Source organism: Chitinophaga varians, assembly GCF_012641275.1.
In the GTDB taxonomy this organism is placed as follows: Bacteria; Bacteroidota; Bacteroidia; order Chitinophagales; family Chitinophagaceae; genus Chitinophaga; species Chitinophaga varians_A.
Map to the genome: position 1 here is coordinate 853367 of NZ_JABAIA010000002.1, position 23806 is coordinate 877172.

A 23806-nucleotide genomic window follows, 5' to 3' on the forward strand; every position below is an offset into this window, starting at 1 on the left:
AATTATGATAATCACCGGCAATTTACTGTTTATCTTTGTGTCCTGATATAAAAGTAGTGATGGAGTACGCAGCGCCTTTCCTTTTACGCAATCGTCATATGCAGACCATCTATCCTTCCCTCTTCCGGAAGGTGAGGCCGGCTGCCTATCAGCGGCGCCGTATCACGACGCCCGACGGCGATTTCCTGGACCTGGATTTCAGCGAACAGGGGGCCGACAGGGTGGTGGTGATTTTGCATGGTCTCGAAGGCAACGCCTCCCGGAAATATGTGCTGGGGATGGTGCATATTTTTAATGAAGCGGGTTTTGATACAGTGTCCATGAATTTCCGGGGATGCAGCGGGGAACCCAACAAACTGCTGCGGTTTTATCACAGCGGAGAAACGGACGATCTGCATACCGTGATACAATACCTGGTGTCGCTGGGAAAGTATAAGGCTGTTCACCTGGTGGGTTTTTCCCTGGGAGGCAATGTCACGCTGAAATACATCGGTGAGCGGGGAAGTGGTATCCTGCCGGTGATCCGGTCTGCGGTGGCTATTTCGGTGCCGGTTGACCTGAAAGGCAGTTCCGCTGAACTGGAAAAGAAACATAACATCATTTACATGCAGCGGTTCATTCGTAACCTGAAAGAAAAGCTGGAGCTGAAAAAGCAGCAATATCCCGATGGCATCAGCCTCGAGGGTTTTGAGCAGATCCGCAGCTTCCGGCAGTTCGATGACCGCTATACCGGGCCTATGCACGGTTTCCGTAATGCCCTCGAATACTGGGAACAGTGTAGTTCCCTGCGGGTGTTGCAGCAGATCAGTATTCCCACGCTGTTAGTCAATGCGAAAGACGATCCTTTCCTCAGCCCTGCCTGTTACCCCTACGAAATAGCGCGTCACAGCGATACTTTTTTCCTGGAAACACCGTTTAATGGAGGCCATGTAGGCTTCGTGACTTTTAATGAGCCCTACTACTGGTCAGAACAAAGGGCGCTCGCCTTTATCCGGGAACATGCTTAACACCGCGGAGAAAGAAATGCGCCGGCAGGTGTTTATTTTTTATTATTTTGATGTTAATGGCCACCAACAGTAGTGATCTGATACGGGCGTTGTTTGACGAACAACGGAACGGTACCCTTTCCGAATCTGCAGCACAGCAGCTGAAACAGTTGCTGGACAGTGATCCGCTTGCCCGTGAAACATGGGACGCGTTGCAACAGGAGGCAGCACGGCAGGCAGCTCCTCCAGCGCCGCCACGCCGCCTCTCAGGGCAGTGGTTTGTGTGGGCCGCTGCCGCTTTACTGTTGATGGTGGCCGCCGGCAGCTTTTTCATTTATCATACCCATCAGCATGACAGCATATTTCCTGCACGGACGCGTGACTTTGTGCCGGTGAAAAATGCGGTGCAACTGCTGGTGCCGGGCCGCGCTTCGCTGGCACTCACCGGCGACAGCGCCTTTCAGATATGGCAGGTGGGACAGGTACAGCTGCGCAACGATTCTACCGGACTGCATTACAGCGGTAACGCCAAAGGTTATGCCCTCAATACCCTGCTGATACCACCCGGAGCGGATTACCGCATCACGCTGTCAGACGGAACAGAAGTATGGCTCAATTGCGCTTCCAAACTGCGTTTCCCTTTCAGTTTTCCCGACCATAAACGCGAGGTGTACCTCGAAGGGGAAGCCTGGTTTAAAGTAGCGCCTAATACACAACAACCTTTTGAAGTGCATACTCCCAACACCTCCATCGTGGTAAGGGGAACAGCTTTTAACGTGAACGCCTATGATGATGAACGGGTAAGGGTATCGCTGGTACAGGGCGCCGTGACCGTCCAGGGCGCATCTGATGAGGCCGTGACGCTGAAGCCGGGCATGGAATGTGTTTATGGCGATTACAATGGCATCCGCACCGCACCCTTTGATACTACTACTATCCGCGGATGGATGAAAGGAGAAGGTTATGCTATCCGCAACCAGAAGCTACGTGACCTGAAACCTATTCTGGACCGCTGGTTTGCTGTACAGGTGATCTTCGATGCACCCGAAATGGCGCATGTTGAAGTGACCGGCCCACTGGAAAAAAATAAGCTACCTGCCTTCCTGCGGGCAGTAGAAGCTTCGGGACATGTCAGCTATTATTTCCTGGGTAACGAGCTGCATTTCACACAACCGTAAATTAGCCTGATGACTTATCCGTATTGAACAATGTAGAAGAAAAATTGAATGTCGTTATCCTCATGTCGATAAATTATTAAATGTGTTTATCCGTTACGTTTATTATTTGTTGTTATGGGTATAATTGGGTATTTTTATGGGTATAATTGGGTATTTTTATGGGTCTCGATCACGCTGTCTCAAAAATTTTTATCACTCCTGAGATTTTATCACTTATTGCTGAAATTGATGAGTTTAAGGGAGCCTGGCAAGCCCTGGGACAACTCGCTCCGGATCGCCTTTATAGTTTGAAACGGGTTGCGACGATTGAAAGTATTGGTTCTTCAACTCGTATTGAAGGTGCTAAACTAACAGATAAGGAGGTTGAAATCCTAATGAGCAATCTTTCAATTCAACAATTTGGCTCACGCGATGAAGAAGAAGTGGCAGGTTATGCAGCCGTTATGAATATGATCTTTGAAAGCGCTGGTGATATTACGCCAACAGAAAGCCATATTAAACAACTTCATCGCGATCTCTTAAAGTATAGCCGTAAAGATGAGTGGCATCGGGGCAATTATAAAAAATCTACCAATCATGTAGAGGCATTCGATCTAAATGGTAAAAGTTTAGGAGTGATATTTGAAACTGCGACCCCTTTTGATACCCCATTGAAAATGGAGGAGCTTGTCGACTGGACAATGAAAGCTTTTGAGAATAAAGAACTTCATCCTTTATTAATTATTTCTGTTTTCACAGTTGTATTTCTCGCTATTCACCCCTTTCAGGATGGGAACGGCCGGCTAAGTCGTATTCTGACTACGTTATTGTTATTGAGGGCCGGTTACGCTTATGTTCCATTTAGTTCATTAGAAGCCGTTATTGAGCAAAGCAAAGATGCATATTATCTTTCACTAAGGAAGACTCAAAGTTCATTAAAGACGGATACTCCAGATTGGATGCCCTGGTTATCATTTTTTCTTCACGCTTTGCAGCAGCAAAAAAATCGCTTGAAAGTAAAAGTAGAACGTGAGAAATTGCTACTAGGACAATTACCAATCCTGTCTTTGAAAATATTGGAACTGGTAAAATCCCAGGGAAGACTATCAATCGGCGAAATTGTAGTATTGACGAATGCTAATCGTAACACAGTAAAACGGCATTTGGAAAACCTTGTTGATGGCAAACACCTTCAAAAACATGGGGTAGGACGTGGATCATGGTACTCAGTTTAGCCTTTTGAGCCTTACACCACACCCGCATATTTGAAAAATATTCCTTCCTGATTTCATTATCTTTCTGCTCTTGACCAATTGATCTCCTATGGGACTTGCACGCAGAAAATTCCTGCAGAATATCGGGCTGGCCATGGCCGGCACTATGCTGATAAAGATACCCGCATTGGGCCGGGCGGTTGTGCCGGATGGCGGCCTGTTGCTGGCAAAACAGCCGGACACGGCATGGCTGGCGTCTTTATATGACCGTGGCCAAACCACTACCTACCTGAAAAGCAGGAACGAATTGCAATACATCGGTATGCCGGTGGGCGGTATTCTTTGCGGTACGGTATATCTTGGTGGTGACGGCCGTTTGTGGCTGTGGGATATTTTCAACAGGAACCAGGAAGGCATCGAGCCTAAAGAAGTGGATTGGAAAGAGGCGGTGCTCGGGCAGGCGAAAAAAGTCCGTTCCCGGGATGGCGCCTGTTACATTCAGCCTTCCAAAGATATCCGTCCACTGGACCAGGGCATTGCGATCAAGCTCACCATCGGAAAAGAAACCATCATCCGGCCGCTGGACGAAGCCAGCTGGCCGGAGATAGCTTTTGAAGCCACTTACCCGATAGCGACCATCCGTTATACAGACCCTGCGCTACCGGTGGAACTAACGCTGGAAGCATTTTCTCCTTTTATACCATTGCAGGAAGATGATTCCGGCTTGCCGGTCACGCTGCTTTCCTTTCATATCCGGAATAAAGGCAAAGTGCCGGTGGAGGCCACTTTGCTGGGATGGCTGGAAAACAAGGCTGCCATATATCATGCGGAAGACAAGCTGCATGAGCGTATTAACACTGCTACCGGTGGCAAAGGCTGGAAAGGCGTATTGTCTGCCGTACGGGCCAAAGATGCTGCCGGTGCGGCATTGCTGCAAAGCCCTGATTATGGTAACCTCTGCCTGGCCGCACTTGATCCAACAGCGAATATCGCTACACAACTGGAATTACCGTTGACCGCAGCTTCGTTTAGCCAGTCCCGTGATAAGGCCGCCGTACACGGCATCAACGAAAAACTGACCGCCGGCGTAATGGTAAAATATCGCCTGCTACCGGGAAAGGATATACGTACTGACTTTGCCATCGGCTGGTACTTTCCGAACCTTTCGTTTAAAGACATACAGGGCAAAGGCCGGTATTATGCCAATCACTTTTCCGACGCTGCGGCGGTAGTAAACTATGTACGGGAGCATCATGCCCGGCTGACCGGCGACAGTCGCCTCTGGAAAAACACCTGGTACGATGCGTCGCTGCCTTGGTGGCTGATGGAACGCACCTTTATGAATATTTCCACGCTCGCCACCACTACCGCGCACCGCTTTCAATCGGGCCGTTTCTATGCCTGGGAGGGCGTAGGCTCCTGCGAAGGCACGTGTACGCATGTATGGCAATATGCACAGGCAGTAGGGAGGATATTCCCTGCGCTGGAGCGGGACACGCGGCAGCGGGTGGACCTGGGCATCGGCATGCAGCCCGATGGCGGCATCCTTTTCCGCGGAGAAGCAGAGAAACGCCCGGCCATCGACGGACAGGCAGGCACCGTGCTGCGTATTTACCGGGAACATCAAATGACGACTGATGACCGTTTTTTACGGCAAAACTGGCCGCAGATAAAAAAGGCCACGCAGTTTATCATCCGGCAGGACCGGAATGGCGACGGCCTGGAAGACACGCCCATGGAGAATACGCTGGATGCCATATGGGACGGGGAAATAGCCTGGATAGCCGGACTGTGCATCGCGGCGGTGCAGGCGGCCGCCCTCATGGCCACCGAAGCGGGCGATACTGCTTTTGCCGCCACCTGTAAAGACTATGTGGAAAAAGGCCGCCGGAATATGGAATCACAGTTGTACAACGGAGAATACTTTATTCATCAGCCGGACAAGGTGAAGGGCCGTTCCGTTATTGGCAGCTACAATACCTGTCACATCGACCAGGTGTATGGCCAGAGCTGGGCGTTCCAGGTAGGTATGGACAGGGTACTGGACAAAGAAAAAACCTTGTCTGCCCTGCGGGCTTTGTGGAAATATAATTTTATGGAAGATGTAGGCCCATACCTGGCCACCCATCCGGGCGGCCGTCCTTATGCCCTGCCGGGCGAAGGGGGCATGATCATGAATACGAATCCATATAAGGAAGAATATCCTTTCGGCGTGAAAGACGCGTGGCAGCTGGGATATTTCAATGAATGCATGAGCGGCTTTGAGCACCAGGTGGCTTCACATATGATGGCCGAAGGCATGACCATCGAAGCGCTGACGCTCACCAAAGCGGTACATGACCGTTACCATGCGGCCAAACGCAATCCGTTCAATGAAATTGAGTGCAGCGACCACTACGCCCGCGCCATGACCAGTTACGGTACGTTTATCACTGCCTGCGGATTTGCCTATCATGGCCCGCATCAGTACATCCGCTTTGCACCTGCGCTGCAAAAGGAGCAATTCAAAGCGCCTTTTGTTACGGCTGAAGGCTGGGGCACCTTTACGCAGCAACAACAGCATGGCCGTGGAGAATACCGGCTGGCACTGAAATACGGGAGACTGTCATTGCTGACCTGCTGTTTTGAACAGGCCAGGCCGGCCACCGTAGCGGTAAAAGCCGGTGCGCGGCAGTTACCTGCTACGTTCACACACGAGAACGGCCGCGTGACCGTTACGTTGCAACAGCCGGTGACCCTGCATGCAGGGGAAACATTGCAGGTAACTATGATTTCGTAGTTTTGCGCTTTCGTTAAAACTTTTATTAATGGAACCTCTGAAACTATATATGTTATTGCTGGGCTGTACAACGCCCGGCCGTCATACGGAACAACACGACGTTTTTTTCGGCATCGCGCATAAACTGAGCGACCTGGTGCCAGCCATGAAAGCCTTCTGGCCCGAAGCCGGCGATAAATTGCATATTGATGCCTGGCGCGAAGTGACCAGCGTTGGCAACTATCATATTACGGTAGTGCCCCGTGAGGAAGTGGTAGATAACCCGGAACAGCTGTATTTCCTGAACCTTGGTGGATATAAGCCGGGAGAAATGGAAGAGTATCATTATAAGATGCTCAGTGTAAGCAAAGATATCGGCGCCGCTATCCGGGAAGCAAAAGAAACCGCTTTTTATAAACACACCGGTTTTTCTTCCGATGCTTCCCCTGCTGCCACTTCTCATGTTGATGATAAATATGGAGTAGATGTAGATGATATCATTCCGGTAAAAGATATCTTACCAGAACCGGTGAGAACATTGTATCAGCTGAAAGTTACGCAGGTAGCGGAACCTGTACCGGAAGACGAACTGCATTTAGGTTATTTCCAGCTTCACAAAATATAATTACGAATTACGAATTACGAATTACGAATTACGAATTACGAATTACGAATTGTAAGTTCACTTACAGAACGATTACTAATAAGCGTTCAGTTATAAAGGACTACAATTCGTAATTCGTAATTCGTAATTTGTAATTCGTAATTCGTAATTCCTTCAGGGGTTTTCTTCATCAATTTCTTCCTGTGAATGCTCATCGAGGTCTTCGTCGAATTCGAGTTCTTCCTGGTCTTCCTGGTCCACCTGGCCCGGTGAGTTGGGCTGTACAACTCCATAGTTGCTGGTTTCTTCTGTCTGATGGAATTCACCGGTCTCTTCCCGTTCACTATGATGTTCATTATTATCGGGCTGACCAGCAGGTTTACGTTCTTTTGCCATAGCACATGATTTTACCAAAACGGTCACAAAGACTACGCCATAGGGATGAACGGTAAATCATTTCTCCCGTTTTTTTAATACTTTTCCGGCCACAACCAACCATAAACCAACTGATGAAAAAAGTTTTTCTCGTATGCGCTGCTATGGCAGGCATGACCCACCTGTACGCTCAAAAGACAGGAGTAACGATCAAAGGTAAAATACCGCCTGTTTTCAACAATGAGTATGTCTATCTGATGAAAGGCTCTACACCGCTGGATTCCGCTAAAGTGGAAAAAAGCGCCTTCTCGTTATCCTACCCGTTGAAAGACACTCTTCAGGCAATGTTACGTGTCTCCAAAAAAGAAGACAGCAAGATCTACCGTGGGGTGAAGGTGCTGTATCTGGCACCTGGCGACAAAGTTACCCTGACTGTGAAAGATACTACAGGCGGCGGCAACCTGTTGGCGAAAAGTCTCGTTAAAGGAGCACTGATCAATGCACAGGAAGAACAGTTGCAGGAACAATTGAAAGACGTAAGACGGCAAATCGATTCCGCCCGCAAGGAATACATGCAGCTGATGCAGTCGCCTGAAGGCAAAACAGATACAGCCGGCATGATGGCTCGTGGCAGGCGTATGGACGTACTGTTTGATAAGCAGGAAGAAATGGTGAATGCCTTTATCGACGCACATCCGGACTATTATATCAGTCTGGCCAACTTCAGGGAAAACCTCGGCAGCCCTGTAAAAGATGTGGCTGCTGCGGAAAAACGTTTTGCGAAATTCAGCCCTGCATTGCGTCAATCGTCTTTAGGGCTGTCAGTTCAGAACTTGCTGAAAGCCTCAGCTAAACTGGGTATTAATCAACCAGCGCCTGATTTTGCGTCCACTACGCCGGATGGTAAAACGCTGAAACTGTCTGACCTGAAAGGCAAATATGTGCTGCTCGATTTCTGGGCCAGCTGGTGCGGCCCTTGCCGTGCGGAAAATCCTAATGTGGTAAAAGCTTTCCAGCAGTATAAAGACAAAAACTTTACGGTGCTGGGCGTATCCCTTGACCGTGAAGGACAGCATGATAAATGGACAGAAGCGATTGAAAAGGACGGTCTTGCATGGCATCATGTAAGTGACCTGAAATGGTGGAAAGCAGATGCTGCGGCATTGTATATGATCCGTTCCATCCCACAGAATTTCCTGATAGACCCTAACGGAAAGATCATTGCTACCAACCTGCGTGGCGAAGCGCTGCAGCAGGAGCTGGCCAAATTGTTACAATAATAGATGATTATCGCTCCAGGATCGCGGTAACGCCCATGCCACCGGCGGTACAGATAGACACTAGTGCCCTGCCTTCGCCGCGTTCCTGGAGTATTTTGGCCGTTTGTGCCACAATCCTTGCCCCGGTGGCAGCAAACGGATGACCGATGGCGACACTGCCCCCTTTGGTGTTCAGTTTACTGCGGTCTATCCTTCCCAACGGTGCGTCCAGTCCCAGTTTCTTACAGTAGGCGGCGTCTTCCCAGGCCTTGAGGGTACAGAGTACCTGTCCGCAGAATGCTTCATGAATTTCATACACATCAAAATCCTGTAAGCGCAGATTGTTGCGTTTCAGCAACCTTGCTACGGCATACGTAGGCGCCATCAGCAGTCCTTCGCCATGTACATAGTCTACCGCGGCGGTCTCTCCGTCTGTGAGGTAGGCCTGCACCGGCCATTGTCTGCGCTGTGCATATTCTTCGGACGCCAGCAGCAAGGCGGCGGCGCCGTCGGTATAAATGGTGCTGTTGCCCGCGGTGAGCGTGCCTTTGCCGGTATGGTCAAAGGCTGGTTTCAGCGTAGCCAGTTTTTCGGGCGTGGTATCGGAGCGGACAATGGTATCACGGCTGACATTTTTAAAGGGGATGACCAGGCCTTCAAAGAAACCGGCGATATAGGCACGGGTAGCGTTCATATGGCTGGTATAGGCCAGTGCGTCCTGGTCCTGCCGGCTGATGCCCCATTCCTGTACCATCTTTTCGGTATGTTGTCCCATAGAGAGGCCGGTGCGCGGTTCCACAATGGAAGGGTAGAGCGGTGACAGTTCGCGGAAACGGACAGAGCTGAGTATCCGTAGCCTTTCGCCCAGTGTTTTAGCGGCTCTGAGCGCGGTGAGTTTCCAGGACAGTTGTTGTTGCAGCATCAGTGGCAGATCGCTGTTGGTGTCGCTGCCGCCGGCGATGCCGGTTTCTATCTGTCCGGCTGCGATGCGCAGGCCCAGCTGGATAGCGGCATCAAGGCTGGTGCCACAGGCGCGTTGCACGTTGTAGGCCGGCGTGTGTGGATCGAGGGCGGTGCCCAGCACACATTCACGGGCAAAGTTCCATTCGGTGGAACGGTTCAGCAGCGCGCCCAGCGCCACATCACCGACGCGGACGCCTTCCAGCTGATAGGTGCTGACAAGGGAGTGCAGACAGGCCGTCAGCATTTCCTGGTTGGAAACCCGGTTATATTCCCGGAAGGATTTAACGAAAGGGATACGTTTCCCGCCGATAACAGCCACTTTTCTCATAAAAGCGCATTTACTTAAAGGTACTTAAAATGAAAGAAGCGGCCATGCCGTTAAAGGCTGGTGACCTGGTTGGGCAGCGGCGTCCCTTCATAAGCGGCCAGTATGTTTTTGGCGGCCATCACTGACATGGCATTGCGGGTTTCCACGGTGGCAGAGCCAATATGTGGCAATACTGCCACAGTAGGCATGTCCAGTAACGGATTGTCAGGCTGCATAGGTTCGGGATTGGTCACATCCAGCCCGGCGCCCCAGATAATGCCCTGCTGCAGTGCGGCAATGAGATCGGTTTCGTTGTGGATAGCGCCCCTGGCAGCGTTGATAAAAATAGCAGACGGCTTCATCTGTCTGAAAACATCTTTGTTGAACATACCGGTAGTTTCCGGTGTCAGCGCGGTATGAACAGAGAGCACATCACTTTGCGCCAGCAGTTCTTCGAAAGAAACCCTGACGGCGCCCAGCTCTTTTTCTGCGGCTTCGTTGCGGCCACGGTTATGATAGATCACTTTCATGCCAAATGCGCTGACGCAACGTTTGGCCATCACATGACCAATATTCCCCAGTCCCCAGATACCGAGCGTTTTCCCTTCCAGGTCAATACCCAAATTGGCCGTCGGTTCAGAGAAATTCCATTCGCCGCGCAGGATACGTTTGTAATGGAAAAACGCTTTGCGGGCCACGGACAACATCAGCAGGAAAGCGGTATCGGCGGTGGCGGCGCTTAATACGCCTGGTGTATTGGTCACGGGTATACGCAGTTCATTGGCGGCGGCTACATCTACCTTATCATATCCAACAGATAATAAAGCGATGATTTTCAGGTGACGGCATTGCTCCAGGAAAGCACGGTCTATGTGGTTGTCGCTGGCCAGCAGCAGCGCGTCGTACTGTTGACAGTGGGTAATCAGTTCTGTTGCGGAGAGCCCGCGCTTTTCGGTCCATTGGGTAACAGTAAGGCCTGCACGTTGTAATAGCTCCAGTCCGTCGGGAGGGATTACCCTTGTCGCAAATATTTTCATAACATTTATTGATTTTCTGTTGCCGTATTTTTTAGTCTTTTGCCCCATTTCCAGAGCTCAAACCACCATACAGATATCGCGCCAACGGCGGCACAGGTCAGCAAAGAGCGTATATCCAGCGCCGTGATACTGAAAAATCCAGCTACCGGCGGTATATAAAGCATGGCGGCCAGCAATGCCAGTGTGATCAGGATAACGCCGACCATCAGCTTGTTATGGTTGCGCATACTGGCGATAAATGAATAATAGAAGGAGCGGTTGACCTGGGTGAGAAATACGTTGGCCAGCACAAGCGTGGTGAAGACCATGCTGCGGGTGTATACTTCATCATGTCCCTGTGACAGGCTGTACTGGTAGATGCCGAGCACGCCGGCGGTGATCACCAGTCCCTGCAGCAGGCTGACGGCCATCTCCTTAAAAGAGAGGAACGTTTGGCTGATAGGACGTGGCGGAAGCTGCATGGCATTCGGTTCCATAGGTTCGTTTTCATAGACAATGGAGCAGGTAGGTCCCATGATCAGTTCCAGGAAGATCACGTGTACCGGTGTGAAAATATTGGGGTAGGCCCATCCAAGGAACAACGGTAATGATACGGTGAGGATAATGGGAATATGAATGGAGATAATGTACTGTACTGCTTTTTTGATATTGGTGTAGATCCTTCTGCCCATGGCCACGGCGTCTACCATGCCGGAGAGGTCGTCGTTGGCGAGGATCAGCGCTGCCGCCTGTTTGGCGATCTCAGTGCCTTTCTTTCCCATGGCGATGCCGATGTGGGCGGCTTTCAGGGCGGGGCCGTCGTTGACGCCGTCGCCGGTCATGGCCACCACCTGGTTGTCCGCTTTGAGCGCGTCGATTGCGGCCAGTTTGGCTTCGGGGAACATGCGGGTGAAGATGTTCACCCGTTGCAGGGTAGCCTGCATGTCAGGGAGGGATTGTTGCATCAGCGTTTCTCCATCTATGGCTTCTTCCGCGTGCTGAAGGCCTGCCTGTGTGGCAATGGCTTTGGTGGTGGCGCTGTTATCGCCGGTAATGATCTTGATATCGATGCCTGCCTGATAGAACTGCTGGAAGACCTGTCCGATATTGGCTTTTGGAGGATCGTAAAAAGCCACCAGCCCGATAAAGGAGAAGGGCAGGTCCTGTTGCTGGGCCGGATAATCTGTGCCGGTGAAGCCGGAGGTGGCCACTCCCAGTATACGGTAGCCTTTTTCCGCCAGTTGACTGAGCTGTTGTTGTACCTGGCTTTTTTCTGCCTCCGGCAGATGACAAACGCGGAGAATAGCTTCCGGCGCACCTTTGGCGGCGACGATCCGTTGGCCGTCGTTTGTTTCGAACACGTGGGTCATCATAGGCGGTTTGCCTTCCAGGGGGTATTCATGCACGATGCGGTACTGCGGGCGTTCATCCGTTTCCGTTGTCTGTGCGTACAACTGGTGCAACGTTTTCTCCATGGGGTCAAACGGTACCGGCTCGCTGGCCCACATGGCGGCGCGGATAACGGCGGCAGGCCATTGGCCGTTTTCATACAGCGTATGGTCGGCAGCGTTATACACCGACTGCAGGCTCATTCTGTTTTCCGTAATGGTGCCGGTTTTATCAGTACAGATAACGGTGGCGCTGCCCAGGGCTTCCACGGTACGTATCTTTTTGACGATAATGCCCAGCTGCATCAGCCGCCTGGAGCCGAGCGCCATAAAAGTGGTGAAAGCCACGGGTATCTCTTCCGGCAGGATAGACATGGCCAGGGTAAGGCCTTTCAGGAGGCTGCCGGTCAGGCTGCGGCTTTGTATGAAATTGTACAGCCATACCGCCAGGAACACACCGATTCCGACAATGGCCATCCATTTTACAAATTGTTCTATCTGCTGTTGCAGCGGCGTGGGCTCTTCCCGGATGTCCAGGATGGCCTTGCCCAGCTGTCCTATCTTGGTCTGTTCCCCGATCTGTTCCACCCGGCAGATGGCCAGGCCGGACACGACCAGGGTGCCGCTGTATACATAGGGGTCGTCGCTGTCTGCTTCCTTAAATACGGCAAAGGCTTCCCCTGTCAGCGCGGATTCATTTACGGAGAAATCGTTGCTGTGCACAATCACGCCGTCGGCATTGACAGTATTGCCTTCCGAGATGACCAGCATGTCACCGATAACAATATCAGCTGTGGAGATGGATTGCAGCGTGCCGTTACGGATCACTTTACTCAGGGGTTCATTCATTTTCTCCAGCGCTTCCAGTGCCTTACGGCTACGGCTATCCTGGTAAAAAGAAATGCCGGACACCAGGGCGATGGCAGCCAGCATAAAATAGGCTTCGCCCCATTCGCCTAACACAAAATAGATGGCCGTTACAGCTATCAGCAGCATCAGCATGGGTTCCTGCAATATCTCCTTCAATAGCGCCAGCACCGGGTTGATGGAAGGCTCCGGCGGAATATTACGGCCGTTTTCTTCTCTGGAAGCAGCTACTGCTGCATCGTCCAGACCACGTATATTTTCAGGGAGATTTATTTTTGCTGCTGCCATACACCGGATTTTTTTGTTGATACTGCCGTTGAAAACCGCCACAGTTTGCATCAGGATGGGGAAATAATCGCAGGTCTAATATAATAAATAATAGCGGGGCAACAGGCAAAAGTGTTACCTTCCGTGCGGAAACACGTCCGGAATGGTTCTTGTGGGCTTATTTATTTAACTGTCGTCACAACTCATGCGGAAACCTGGCCCGAGCAGTCTGTTTTTCAGATACCTCTTTGCGAACAAATGGCTGGTAGCTGCCATCTCTATAGTTACTGTACTAAGACTTTCTTTTGTCGGCGCTATGGGGCTGATGCCTCAGGATGCGTATTATTTTTTTTACGGCCAGCATCTGGCGTTGTCCTACTTTGATCACCCGCCGGCTATAGCCTATACGCTGCGGATCTTTACGGACGTATTGGGCAGGCATGCCTGGGTGATTAAACTGGCCGACACGCTGGTGACCATAGGAACATTGCTGGCTTTTTACCGCCTGGCCACCTTTTTCCTGTCGCGGCACCGCGCCTGGAATGCCGGGCTGCTGCTGTATTCCACGCTGATGGTCACGTTGCTGTCGCTCGTGTCTACACCGGACGTGCCACTGATGCTGTGGTGGAGTATTTCACTGATTGCTTTGTACAAGGCGCTGTTTGAAGGCAGCCGTGCCGCGTGGGTATGGACCGGTATTGCCATGGGTCTTGCCTTTGACAGTAAGTACACCGGTATTTTTTTACCGGCGGGCGCTGTCTTGTTTTTATTGTTGTCTGCCCGTTACCGGCGTTACCTCTGGTCGCCATGGTTATTGCTGGCCATTGCGTTTTTTCTCCTGACTATTTCTCCGGTGGTGATCTGGAATGTAGACAACCAGTTTGCCTCTTTCCGTTTTCAGTCGTCCGGAAGAGTAGGCGGCATGGAGCTGCATCCCCTGGATTTCCTGGGCGTCATTGGCCACCAGGCGGCGGTATTGATACCGGTGTTGCTGGGCGCATTGTTTTATTATTTGTACAAGGCCTTCGGCCGTTACCGGCGGAGAGGCTGGCGGGTGCCGGTGAAGCAGCTGTTCCTGTTGTGTTTTTTCCTGCCGTCATTTTTGGGTTTTATGGTGATTTCTCCTATTTATTGGGTGAAGCTCAACTGGATGATGCCTGGTTATATCACGGGTATTATCTGGGTAAGCGCGTGGATGGGCATGAAATACATCCGCTGGCAGTGGGCCGTGTCTGTGGCCGTGCATATGGCGCTGGCGGTGGAGATCATTTTTTACCCGGTGCCTATTCATTCGGATGATACGATGATCGGCTGGGAAGGGCTGGGAAAGGCGGCCAGGGAGATACGCCGACAATACCCCAATGATTTTATTTTTTCGGCAGATGATTATAAAACGAGCGCCATGCTCAATTTTTATCTTCCTGAGCTGGTGTATTCACGGAATGTCATCGGAGAGCCTGCACTTCAATTTGATTATATAGGCACTGACCTGCGCAGGCTGGAAGGAAGGAATGCCATCTTTATCAATTCGCTGACGGACGTGGCGGATGATAAAGATGAACAGGCGTTTGTAAAGGAACTGCAACCCTATTTCTCGGATGTTGCGCCATTGCCGCCTATCATTGTAAAACTGCATGGCAGGGTGGTACGTAAGTTTCTGGTGTACCGTTGTTTCGATTATCAACCGCCGTTGCAGCCGGCCAGGGAATAGCGGGTGGTTACAGATCCAGGTCTTTTTTCAGCAGGGGCACATTATCTTCCGCCGTGGTAACCAGCATGGTAAGACTGTTATGCGTGGCGTGGTCCCACACGCTGGTATGTTTGATCTGGTCAAAACAGGGCTGAAGATATTCCATGCCGAGGCTGTTGAAGGAGGTTGCTATCTTATGGGTTTGTTGTTTGAGGGATGCAAGGTCTTTATCTGCTGCGATCTGGCGGCAGTTGTCCACATAGTTCATCATTGCATCGAGGTACATGGCGGCAATTTCCTGCAGGAAAGTATAGTCACCGGCGCTGACCAGCAGGAGGTACTGAAAAGAGTAAGCTGGTGTGGTGACGTTTTCCAGCTGTCTGAGTTTTTCCACAGGGGTGAGCATATATGGGTTTCTTGAGGGTTTACAAATAGATCTGTACCATTAAGTTACGATAATCATACGGATTTCGGTGACGGTGGTCACCGGTTACATTGATGACAATCATTCCATGTTGCCACGTTCATCATTGTTCAGGGTTGGGGGCGGAGGTACCTTTGTGATGTCGGGAATATTTAATGTTTTTCTTTTTTTAATATGAACGCATATGTTTACCGGTTTCTTTTCCTCATCCCTGCAGCGGAGATTTTGTGAAGGCTTTCTTTTTTATCCGATCAGGAGGCTGCGCCAGTACGGAGGATATATTTTCAAACAATATAAATCCAGGTCTGGTATCAAGACGTTGCTGGAAAACCATCGACAGTTATTTGACTTCAACGGATTTTATGCGGCGGAACTGGCCCGGCAGTTGAAGGATACGGCATTGCCCCATGCAGTGAAGCTCTCCCGCAAACTGGAAGCGCTGTATGTGGCCAGCCGGCAGGAACATAATGCCACAGGCTTTATGGAGTTCAACGAAGTGATCATCAGTTATTACCGTGAGTTGAGCACTTATCAGGCAGTTGTGTTGCAAAGCCTGGAAAAAGAGATGAAACCGGCTGTCCGTATCAAGGCTGATGACACCAGTTTCCAGTCTTTCAGGCCCGACTATCACGGCAACGTAAGAGATGTGATGAAGGCCTTTATCCGGGAAAGCAACCGGACCGCCAGATATTTACAAAAATGTATTGACGGTGACAGTAATATTTATGATATTTGTGCAGATAAAAAAATGCAGGACCTGGTCAACAGCATCAAGGAAATGTCATTGATACAGCGTGGAATGGTTACCTTGCTGCAACACTGGGAAGACCAGCAAAGGCTAAATGGTCTGCAGGTGTATTATAATTAGCAGTACTTACTATGAACAACCGGGAAGAAATAAGAGGGAAGAATCTGCAGGACCAGCAGATATGCAGAGGGTGGCTAAGTATTTTGGAAGGCTTGAGAAAAGAGAACACAGCACTGTTGGACAGGCTGACTGCCTCTCTGCGCCATACCAATTCCCGGGAATTTCTGGACCAGGCCGAAGCGTTTCAGGAAAAGATGATCAGTAAAAATGAATCCCTGAAACTATTGCGGCATGAAGTGATGGAGCAGCTGGACTGGCTGGACATTGTGCCACAGCCCAGAGAAGAAGCGCCACACGACTGGCCGGTGCTGACGCAGGATATGCGGAAAATGCAGGAAGAATTTGAAAAAATGAAAGCGGCGTTCAATAACCTGCTGCGCAACTGGCAATTAGAGTAGATACCTGAATGATTGATAAATGAGAAGGAAGACGATTGTAAAAGATGTGATGTGAATGTGCGGATGAAAGTGTAGCGAAAATGAGAGAATGACAGCGTGGGGAAAAGATTGTGAAAGTGAGTGTGGGGATGGTTTGTGAATGGATGGGGAATGTGAAAGTGCTATGCGAAGATGTGGGTTTGATATTGTGGGGAATGTGAAAGTGACGATGTGTGGAGATCATTTTTTGTTCCCCGGGCTCACTGGCCCGGGGCAAAAAGTGTTTTAAACCGGATCAGTTGCGCATCGCGGCAATTTTATCTTTTTCCATCAGCACAATGGTACCGTCCCGCAAGGTAATCAGTTGTTCGTCCCTGAAATCCCCCAGCGTCCTTATCAGTGACTCCTTGGCCACTCCGGCCACAGCAGCGAGGTTCTCCCGGCTGATGTCTATTTCAAAATGTGCTTTTTGTGTGGTGTTGTACTTATGGTCCAGCGTAATCAGGGCGGAAGCCACTTTTTTGCGCAGGGAGCTGTAAGCCAGCGCGATCAGCTGTTGTTCTTTTTCTGCGATATTTTTAGCCAGCAGTTGTACAAAACGGCTCAATACCTCCGGGTTGTTGTTGACCAGGTCTTCAAAATCCTGGTGCGGAATGATGGCCAGTACGGTGTCTTCGATAGCCTCCGCGCTTTCCTGGTAGGCGCCCGCTTCCAGTAGTGCGGTATAACCCAGAAAATCCCCTTCGTTATACAACCCGGTGATCAACTCTTTCCCGTCGTCATTACGCTGATAGATTTTCACCTTGCCTTCCATGATATAGTACAGGCTTTCCGGCCTGTTGCCGGCGGCGTATATCTGTTGTTTCTTTTTATAATGATTGGTGTTGCGGCCTTCTTTCAGGGAGGCCAGCAGGTCTTTCCCCGATGTGCTGGACAACAGCGTATGTAGCCCGCTGATGCCGGAGGATTCGGGCTGCCGTATTTCCGCACATCTTCTGAGGCGGCTTTCGATGGCACTGAGCAGTTCTGCGCCTTCAAACGGTTTGGTGATGTAGTCGTCGGCGCCCATCTCCATCCCTTTTCTGACATCGGTGCGTTCCGTTTTGGCGGTCAGAAAAATGAAGGGAATAGGGCGGAGGCTTTCATTCTTATGCAGCATATGCAGTACGCCGTAGCCGTCGAGTACGGGCATCATGATATCGCATACAATGAGATCAGGCTGTTGCTCCAGGGCTATGGTCACACCCTCTTTGCCGTTGGAGGCCGTCAGTACATGGTAATTGGCCAGTTCAAGAATCTCCGCCAGGTTATCACGGATATCTTTGTTGTCTTCGATTAACAGGATTTTTTCCAAGATATGTCAGGTTTTGGGGGTGGGAATATGAACGATGAATTCGGTGCCTTTGTCTGGTTCACTGTGACAAGTAACCTGTCCTTTCATGAGTTCCGTGTACTTGGCCACAATATGGAGGCCGAGGCCGGTGCCCTGAATATTTTCCACGTTGCTGCCGCGGAAAAATCTTTCGAACAGGTGCTGTTGGTCTTCTGATTTAATGCCGATGCCGCAATCTTTTACTGACAAGGTAAGTCGGTAGGGCGTAGATAACGTACGTACATAAACGATACCCTCTTCATGAGAGAATTTTAATGCGTTAGACACCAGGTTGGTGAGCACATGGCGAAGCAGGTTACCGTCGAATGTACTTTCTGCGGGGCCTTCGTGGCTGTATACCACCTGCTGTTTACCCCGTTTCAGCCCTTCGGCTTCTGCCAGAATTTTTTCAATATGTTTCCGTGTGTCGGTGAGCGCCGGCCGTACCTGTATTTTGCCTTCCTCAATTTTTCCGAGCGACAGGAAATCATTCAGGATATCGGTCAGCAAATGCACGGCGGAAGCTATTTTCCGGATATGCGCCAGTCGTTTGGGCTGGTCTTCTGTAGTGGTATATTTTTCCAGCAGGTAAGTCGATGACAGCACGGTGCTGAGCGGTGTCCTGAACTCATGCGACGCGATAGACACAAACCGGGATTTGAGCACATTCAGCTCTTTTTCCTTGTCCAGCGCCTGCCGCAGTTCTGCTTCCGATTTGCGCCGGGCTGAAATGTCGAGGCCTATGGCAATGTAGCCGGTGATCTGCTGGTTTTCATCCCGTATAGCCGATACCGTTAACGCCACCGGGAACCTGGTCCCGTCTTTACGGATGTAGGTCCACTCGTTTTCATTAGGCAGGTTGAGCCGTGCTTTGACGGTAAGGCTGTCAAAGCCTGGTTCTACCTGTTGTCCCAGCTCTTCCGATAGTTTGGTGGCACGGTACTCCAGCTCCTGGAAGTCGTGAAACTGTGTCAGGGAGCCGGTATCGGTCACCTCACGGGCGGGATAGCCCAGCATTTTTACGGCGGCAGGATTAAAAAAACGGATATGCCCCATCGGTTCGGTGACAATCAGAATAGCATCGAGGTTGGTCCAGATACTATTGAGAAAATTGCTGACCCGTCTGTAGGCAGACTCTTTTCCCGCCATGATATGCGCTTCCAGCTGTTGAGCGTCCTGCGCGCGTTTCAGCGCGTCAGCCGTTTGTTGCTGCGTGGAAATATCGGTGACGAAATAAATCTGGTGATGCTGGTCGCCCTGCAGATAGGAGGTGCTGCTTACTTTTACGGGCAGCGCCTGTCCGTTTTTGCAACGTAGCCATGAGCGGATATCGCCGGCCAGCAGGGTGTCCATCGGTTTGCCTTGTACTTCTTCGGCGGTATGGCCGCTCCATTCCAGAAAACAGGGATTGGCCGCCTGAATCAGGCCGGCCCCGTCTACCAGGAGTATGCCCTGGGTAGCATGATTGAAGAGCAGCTCAAAACCTGGCATACGTGCCGTGCTTGTGATGGTCATGGGTTTGAAAGGGTCTCTATAAAAATAAGGAATCCATTGTTATAAAAATACAGGTCGTCCGATTTCGGACAATCTCTTTTCACAATTGGACAGATAAAGTTAAATTTTAATTGGTATAATTATCATTTTGATAGGACTGTGGAATTGGTATATTGATCGCTGTTTACAGGATTATGTTGATCAACTACTTCAAAACAGCCTTCCGCAGTTTACGCCGCAACAGGGTCTATACTGCTGTTAACATACTTGGTTTATCGGCAGGCATCGCCATCTGCCTGGTCATTTTTGTGATCATCCGTTTTGAAACGGGGTTCGACCGTTTTCATACCAAACAGGACAGGGTGTACCGCGTGATGACCAAAATGGGCAAAAACAATGGCAACGAGACCATCGCCGGTTCTGTAGCGGTGCCGCTGCCAGGAGTACTGACCAACGAGATCCCGTCCATAGCGGCCGCAAGCCCGTTTGTCCAGGTACCTGACATGGAAGTGAAATTGCCACAGGAAAACAGCCTGCTGCACAAAACCTTCAAAGAGAAGAAAGGTGTCTTTGCCGTGGTGCCTGCCTTTTTTCAAATGGTGGACTTTACCTGGCTGGCAGGAAACCCTTCCGTACTGGCAGACAGGCAGGCACTGGTACTGACCCGGGAAACAGCCACCCGTTATTTCGGTGACTGGAAAAAAGCCCTGGGGCAAACCATCCAGCTAGGCATCGATATGCGGCTGCAGGTAAGCGGTATCGTGGAAAGGCCTGTCAATACAGAGTTCCAGTTCGACCTGCTGATACCGTTTGCCGCTACGCCTTACGCCACCAATGACAACTGGGCTGGCCTCTCTTCCGTTTACCAGTGTTATGTGCTGCTGGCGCCGAAGGCTGATGTGGCCGGGGTAGACCGCCAGCTGGCGCAACTGGCAAAAAAATATCTGCCGGCAGACATGAAAAATATCTTTTTCCTGCAACCATTACAGGACGTGCATCTTAGCCAGATGCCTGAAAATATTGCCGCCCATGGCATCACGCCTGACCGCGTGCGGGCCATGTGGTGTATTGCCGGATTTATTTTGCTGATCGCCTGTATCAATTTTATCAATCTTTCTACAGCGCAGGTAGTGCAACGCAGCCGGGAAGCCGGTATCCGCAAGGTGTTGGGCGGCAACCCCGGGCAGTTGCGGTTGCAGTTTTTTGTAGAGACTTTTATACTGGTACTGTTCTCCTGCGTGCTGGGCTTTTCGCTGTCGGCTGTCATGGTGCAACCGCTGGGCATGATACTGGGCATTCCGCTGCCGCGGACAGAACTCTTTCAGCTGACGACCGGTGTGTTTTTGCTGGTGGTGCTGTTGGCAGTGACCCTGCTGTCAGGGATTTATCCCGCTATTGTACTGGCCCGCACCAATCCGGTAAGCACCCTTAAAAACCGGTTGCTGCAAGAGCGGTCCAACGGCTTTTCCCTGCGTAAGTGGCTGGTGATATTCCAGTTCATGGTAGCACAGGCCCTGATCATTGGCACGCTGATCATCGTAAAGCAGATGACCTTTTTCCGTACCGCCTCCATGGGTTTCGAGAAAGACTATATCGTGGACCTGCCAATGCCGGGCGGGCCGCTGGGCGCCAAACGAGACCTGTTCCATGAACGGCTGTTACGGCTGCCGGAAGTGGCAGCCGTGAGTTTTAATACCGCGCCACCGGCGTCAGACGATAACTGGTGGACTGATTTTAAGTTTGACAACAATCCAAAGAGCGCAACGCTTAATGCCATTCATAAAGCCATTGACGCGGCTTACCTGCCGCTGTTCAGGATTCCGCTGGCAGCAGGTCGTAATGTCACCGCCACTGATTCCGTCCGGGAGTTTTTACTCAATGAAACGCTGGTTAAAAAATTGGGTTATCATCAGCCGGAAGAAGTGTTGAACAAACCTATTGAGATGTGGGGTTTTATGAAAGGGATGGTAGTGGGCGTGGTAAAGGATTTTCATGCCACCTCGCTGAAAGAGGCGGTGGCGCCACAGTTGTTGTTCAATTTTAAGGAACCGTGTTTTAATGCCACAGTACGCCTCACAGGCACAGACTTGTCAGCGGCGATGCGCAGTGTTGAAAAAACGTGGGACGAAGTTTATCCGGACACGCCATTTGAATATCAGTTCCTCGACGATAAAATAGCCGGTTTTTATACCCATGAAATGCAGTTGTCGTCCCTTTACCGGTTGTTTGCCGGCATCGCTATTTTCCTGAGCTGCCTGGGCCTTTACGGACTGGCGTCCTATATGGCGGTGCAGCGGGTAAAGGAAGTTGGTGTCCGCAAGGTGCTGGGCGCCACGGTAGCTAACATTGTGATATTGTTTTCCCGAGAGTTTGTAGTCATGGTGGCCGTTGCGTTTGTGCTGGCCGTGCCGCTGGCCTGGTATTTCCTGCATCAATGGCTGCGCACCTATGCCTACAGTGTAAGTCTTCACTGGTGGATATTTGCTGCCGGCGGCATTGCCGCGCTGATCATTGCCATGGCCACGGTGAGCTTTCATGCATTACGTGCCGCAATGGCTAATCCGGTAAAAAGTTTACGGGGAGAATAACCGGCCGGTTATTTCTGATTGATGGGGGTTTCTATGATCAGGAACTCGGTCTCTTCACCGTGTTGCAGGCTGATTTCGCTTACTTCCCAGATACCGATGGCATCGCGGGGATGCAATACCTGGTTGTTCACTTTCAGGGTGCCTTCTATCAGGAAGATAAACAGGCATTTATTGAGCGGGTGAAGGCTGTATGGCACAGAGCCGGGCAGATCGTAGTAGCCCAGGGTAAGCCGGCTGTTCTGGTTGATCCAGCAGTGGTCCAGGCCTTCCTCAGAGGAAACGATGGTGGTGAGGCGGTTCTTTCTTTTGTTGCGGGGAAAACTTCTTTGCTGGTAGCGGGGCGTGATATTCTGTAACTTGGGCTGTATCCATATCTGAAGGAAGTTCACGTCGCCTTCGCCTACATTGTATTCTTCATGTCTTAGCCCTTCTCCGGCGCTCATGATCTGTACGCCGCCGGCTTCTATTTTAGTGCTGTAGCCCAATGTGTCTTTGTGGTTCATTTTACCTTTCAGCAGCACGGAAATGATCTCCATGTTCACATGAGGATGGATGCCGAAGCCTTTTCCGGCAGCCACAAAATCATCGTTGAAAGCCTGCAGCGTACCGAAGGCGCTGCGCATGGGATGGTAAAAGTCGCTGAAGCTGAAGAAGAAGTTGCTTTTCAGCCATCCGATGTCTTTTACCCCTCTTTCACCGGCAGGGAAGTACTGTGTTTTCATAGTCAATGGGGTTGAGTGCTATAAAGAAGAAGCAAAGCCGCCCGGCTTTGCTTCTTCTTTAAAATTAGCTATTGAAAGAATTGTAACTGCTGATCAGGCTGTCGTAGCTTCTACCCAGGGAGTCTACCTGGTATTCATCTATTTTGCCTTTTTCAGCGCTGTCACGCATGATTTTTTTGGCGGTTATCAGGAAGTCGTTCACACGGTCATAGAAAGATTTGTAATAGCCATCCTTGTTTTCTTTTTTAGCATTGTCCAGGTTCAGCTGGCTGTGCTCTTCTTTGGCTTTTTCCAGGGCGGCATATGCTGCTTCTGCTTTCTGTTTGATGGCGTTGTAATTGCCTTCGCTGCTTTCTGCCAGTTCCACGAAATCACGAACGGTTTTCAGGTCGGCTTTCATGGCGAGGATGTAGTCTTTCAGCGGGCTCTCTTTCAGGACAATGGCTTCGCTGGCGTCAGCAATTTCATTGACTTTTTTCATCAGGACAGCCTTGTCGGCCATCAGCTGTTGTGTGCTGGCGCGGATAGAATCCACCAGGGCAAAGCCTTTGGCGCTTTTGTCATCTTTAAAGTCTTCTGCTTTCAGGTAATCGCTCAGTTGTTTGTACTGCTCCTGCAGTTTTTTGAAACTGGCGGAATAGGCAGGGACTTTCTCCTTGAAGAAGGTTTTATCGGCGCTGCTCAGTTCATCTACCGGCTCATCTGCCTTCACTTTGTTGATGCCCCTGGGCATATCAAAGTAAGTGGGAGTAATAATACCGATAAAAGCGAAATGGTCAGAAGGGTTTTTCAGCCCTTTTTCAATTTTGTCCACATTCTCGGACACCCGGGTGATGTAGCTGTTTTGTTTGTTGGCTATATCAATCAACAGGTTGGTATACTCGATCACATGGCTGGCCTTTTCTACGGAATTATTTTCATAGGCGGCTGCGGGGCCTTTGCCGCCTTTGCTGTTATCACATGATACAGATACAGAGAGCATAGCCACACCAATGGCTGCATAAAGGAACTTTTTGTTCATAGTGAAATGGTGATTATTGGATTAAACAAATGACCGGGGTAATTTGATTGTTAATGCCGCAAATATAATATTTAAAACGTCTTATACAA

At 50.4% G+C, this 23806-nt stretch carries 19 protein-coding genes; 10 read left to right on the plus strand and 9 right to left on the minus strand.

All coding sequences use genetic code 11. The features are described from left to right. The first annotated feature begins 59 nt into the window (after positions 1 to 59). From HGH92_RS18145 to HGH92_RS18165, 5 genes are all read left to right on the plus strand, one after another. Positions 60 to 1007, plus strand: a complete 948-nt coding sequence (locus HGH92_RS18145) for a YheT family hydrolase (protein ID WP_168872173.1) — start codon at positions 60 to 62, stop codon at positions 1005 to 1007. Positions 1008 to 1063: 56 nt separating this feature from the next. Further along, entirely contained in the window at positions 1064 to 2164 is a 1101-nt protein-coding gene (locus tag HGH92_RS18150; RefSeq protein ID WP_168872174.1) for a FecR family protein, read from the plus strand. Between the two features lie 158 nt (positions 2165 to 2322). After that, positions 2323 to 3378 carry a Fic family protein gene (locus HGH92_RS18155; RefSeq protein WP_168872175.1) on the plus strand — a complete coding sequence of 352 codons (1056 nt, stop codon included), beginning with the start codon at positions 2323 to 2325 and terminating at the stop codon, positions 3376 to 3378. A gap of 88 nt (positions 3379 to 3466) precedes the next feature. Further along, the gene (locus HGH92_RS18160; RefSeq protein WP_168872176.1) at positions 3467 to 6136 is read left to right on the plus strand and encodes a GH116 family glycosyl-hydrolase; all 2670 of its coding nucleotides are present in this window, start codon (positions 3467 to 3469) and stop codon (positions 6134 to 6136) included. 28 nt (positions 6137 to 6164) lie between these two features. Beyond that, the gene (locus HGH92_RS18165; RefSeq protein ID WP_168872177.1) at positions 6165 to 6740 is read left to right on the plus strand and encodes a DUF1543 domain-containing protein; all 576 of its coding nucleotides are present in this window, start codon (positions 6165 to 6167) and stop codon (positions 6738 to 6740) included. Between the two features lie 153 nt (positions 6741 to 6893). Here the strand turns inward: HGH92_RS18165 and HGH92_RS18170 are convergent, their stop codons facing one another. Then, positions 6894 to 7115 (minus strand): hypothetical protein, encoded by a 222-nt coding sequence (locus HGH92_RS18170; protein WP_168872178.1) that lies wholly within the window; start codon positions 7113 to 7115, stop codon positions 6894 to 6896. A gap of 113 nt (positions 7116 to 7228) precedes the next feature. Between HGH92_RS18170 and HGH92_RS18175 the strand changes: the two genes are divergently transcribed. Next, a complete protein-coding gene (locus tag HGH92_RS18175) occupies positions 7229 to 8374 on the plus strand; it encodes a TlpA disulfide reductase family protein (RefSeq protein WP_247654971.1) in 1146 nt (381 codons plus the stop codon). A gap of 7 nt (positions 8375 to 8381) precedes the next feature. On the opposite strand, the gene HGH92_RS18180 is transcribed toward HGH92_RS18175, so the two are convergent. The 3 genes from HGH92_RS18180 to HGH92_RS18190 are packed head-to-tail and all read right to left on the minus strand — an operon-like array spanning position 8382 to position 13182. Next, the gene (locus tag HGH92_RS18180) at positions 8382 to 9644 is read right to left on the minus strand and encodes an acetyl-CoA C-acetyltransferase (RefSeq protein WP_168872179.1); all 1263 of its coding nucleotides are present in this window, start codon (positions 9642 to 9644) and stop codon (positions 8382 to 8384) included. 50 nt (positions 9645 to 9694) lie between these two features. After that, a complete protein-coding gene (locus HGH92_RS18185) occupies positions 9695 to 10660 on the minus strand; it encodes a 2-hydroxyacid dehydrogenase (RefSeq protein ID WP_168872180.1) in 966 nt (321 codons plus the stop codon). 5 nt (positions 10661 to 10665) lie between these two features. After that, entirely contained in the window at positions 10666 to 13182 is a 2517-nt protein-coding gene (locus HGH92_RS18190; RefSeq protein WP_168872181.1) for a cation-translocating P-type ATPase, read from the minus strand. A 184-nt stretch (positions 13183 to 13366) separates the two neighbouring features. Between HGH92_RS18190 and HGH92_RS18195 the strand changes: the two genes are divergently transcribed. After that, positions 13367 to 14872, plus strand: coding sequence for an ArnT family glycosyltransferase (locus tag HGH92_RS18195; protein ID WP_168872182.1), 1506 nt, complete (start codon positions 13367 to 13369; stop codon positions 14870 to 14872). Between the two features lie 7 nt (positions 14873 to 14879). On the opposite strand, the gene HGH92_RS18200 is transcribed toward HGH92_RS18195, so the two are convergent. Beyond that, entirely contained in the window at positions 14880 to 15245 is a 366-nt protein-coding gene (locus HGH92_RS18200; RefSeq protein WP_168872183.1) for an Hpt domain-containing protein, read from the minus strand. Between the two features lie 214 nt (positions 15246 to 15459). Between HGH92_RS18200 and HGH92_RS18205 the strand changes: the two genes are divergently transcribed. Both HGH92_RS18205 and HGH92_RS18210 read left to right on the plus strand, forming a co-directional pair. Continuing rightward, positions 15460 to 16143, plus strand: coding sequence for a hypothetical protein (locus HGH92_RS18205; protein ID WP_168872184.1), 684 nt, complete (start codon positions 15460 to 15462; stop codon positions 16141 to 16143). 11 nt (positions 16144 to 16154) lie between these two features. Next, positions 16155 to 16541 carry a hypothetical protein gene (locus HGH92_RS18210; RefSeq protein ID WP_168872185.1) on the plus strand — a complete coding sequence of 129 codons (387 nt, stop codon included), beginning with the start codon at positions 16155 to 16157 and terminating at the stop codon, positions 16539 to 16541. Between the two features lie 274 nt (positions 16542 to 16815). On the opposite strand, the gene HGH92_RS18215 is transcribed toward HGH92_RS18210, so the two are convergent. Together HGH92_RS18215 and HGH92_RS18220 are read right to left on the minus strand one after the other, a co-directional pair. Then, a complete protein-coding gene (locus HGH92_RS18215) occupies positions 16816 to 17874 on the minus strand; it encodes a response regulator (RefSeq protein ID WP_168872186.1) in 1059 nt (352 codons plus the stop codon). Between the two features lie 6 nt (positions 17875 to 17880). After that, complete coding sequence (locus tag HGH92_RS18220; protein ID WP_168872187.1) at positions 17881 to 19407, minus strand: PAS domain-containing sensor histidine kinase; 1527 nt, start codon at positions 19405 to 19407, stop codon at positions 17881 to 17883. A gap of 173 nt (positions 19408 to 19580) precedes the next feature. On the opposite strand from HGH92_RS18220, the gene HGH92_RS18225 reads away from it, so the two are divergent. Further along, a complete protein-coding gene (locus HGH92_RS18225; RefSeq protein ID WP_168872188.1) occupies positions 19581 to 21974 on the plus strand; it encodes an ABC transporter permease in 2394 nt (797 codons plus the stop codon). A gap of 8 nt (positions 21975 to 21982) precedes the next feature. Here the strand turns inward: HGH92_RS18225 and HGH92_RS18230 are convergent, their stop codons facing one another. Both HGH92_RS18230 and HGH92_RS18235 read right to left on the minus strand, forming a co-directional pair. Beyond that, entirely contained in the window at positions 21983 to 22696 is a 714-nt protein-coding gene (locus HGH92_RS18230; protein WP_168872189.1) for a pirin family protein, read from the minus strand. A 64-nt stretch (positions 22697 to 22760) separates the two neighbouring features. After that, the gene (locus HGH92_RS18235) at positions 22761 to 23717 is read right to left on the minus strand and encodes a DUF3829 domain-containing protein (RefSeq protein WP_168872190.1); all 957 of its coding nucleotides are present in this window, start codon (positions 23715 to 23717) and stop codon (positions 22761 to 22763) included. Positions 23718 to 23806 lie beyond the last annotated feature (89 nt).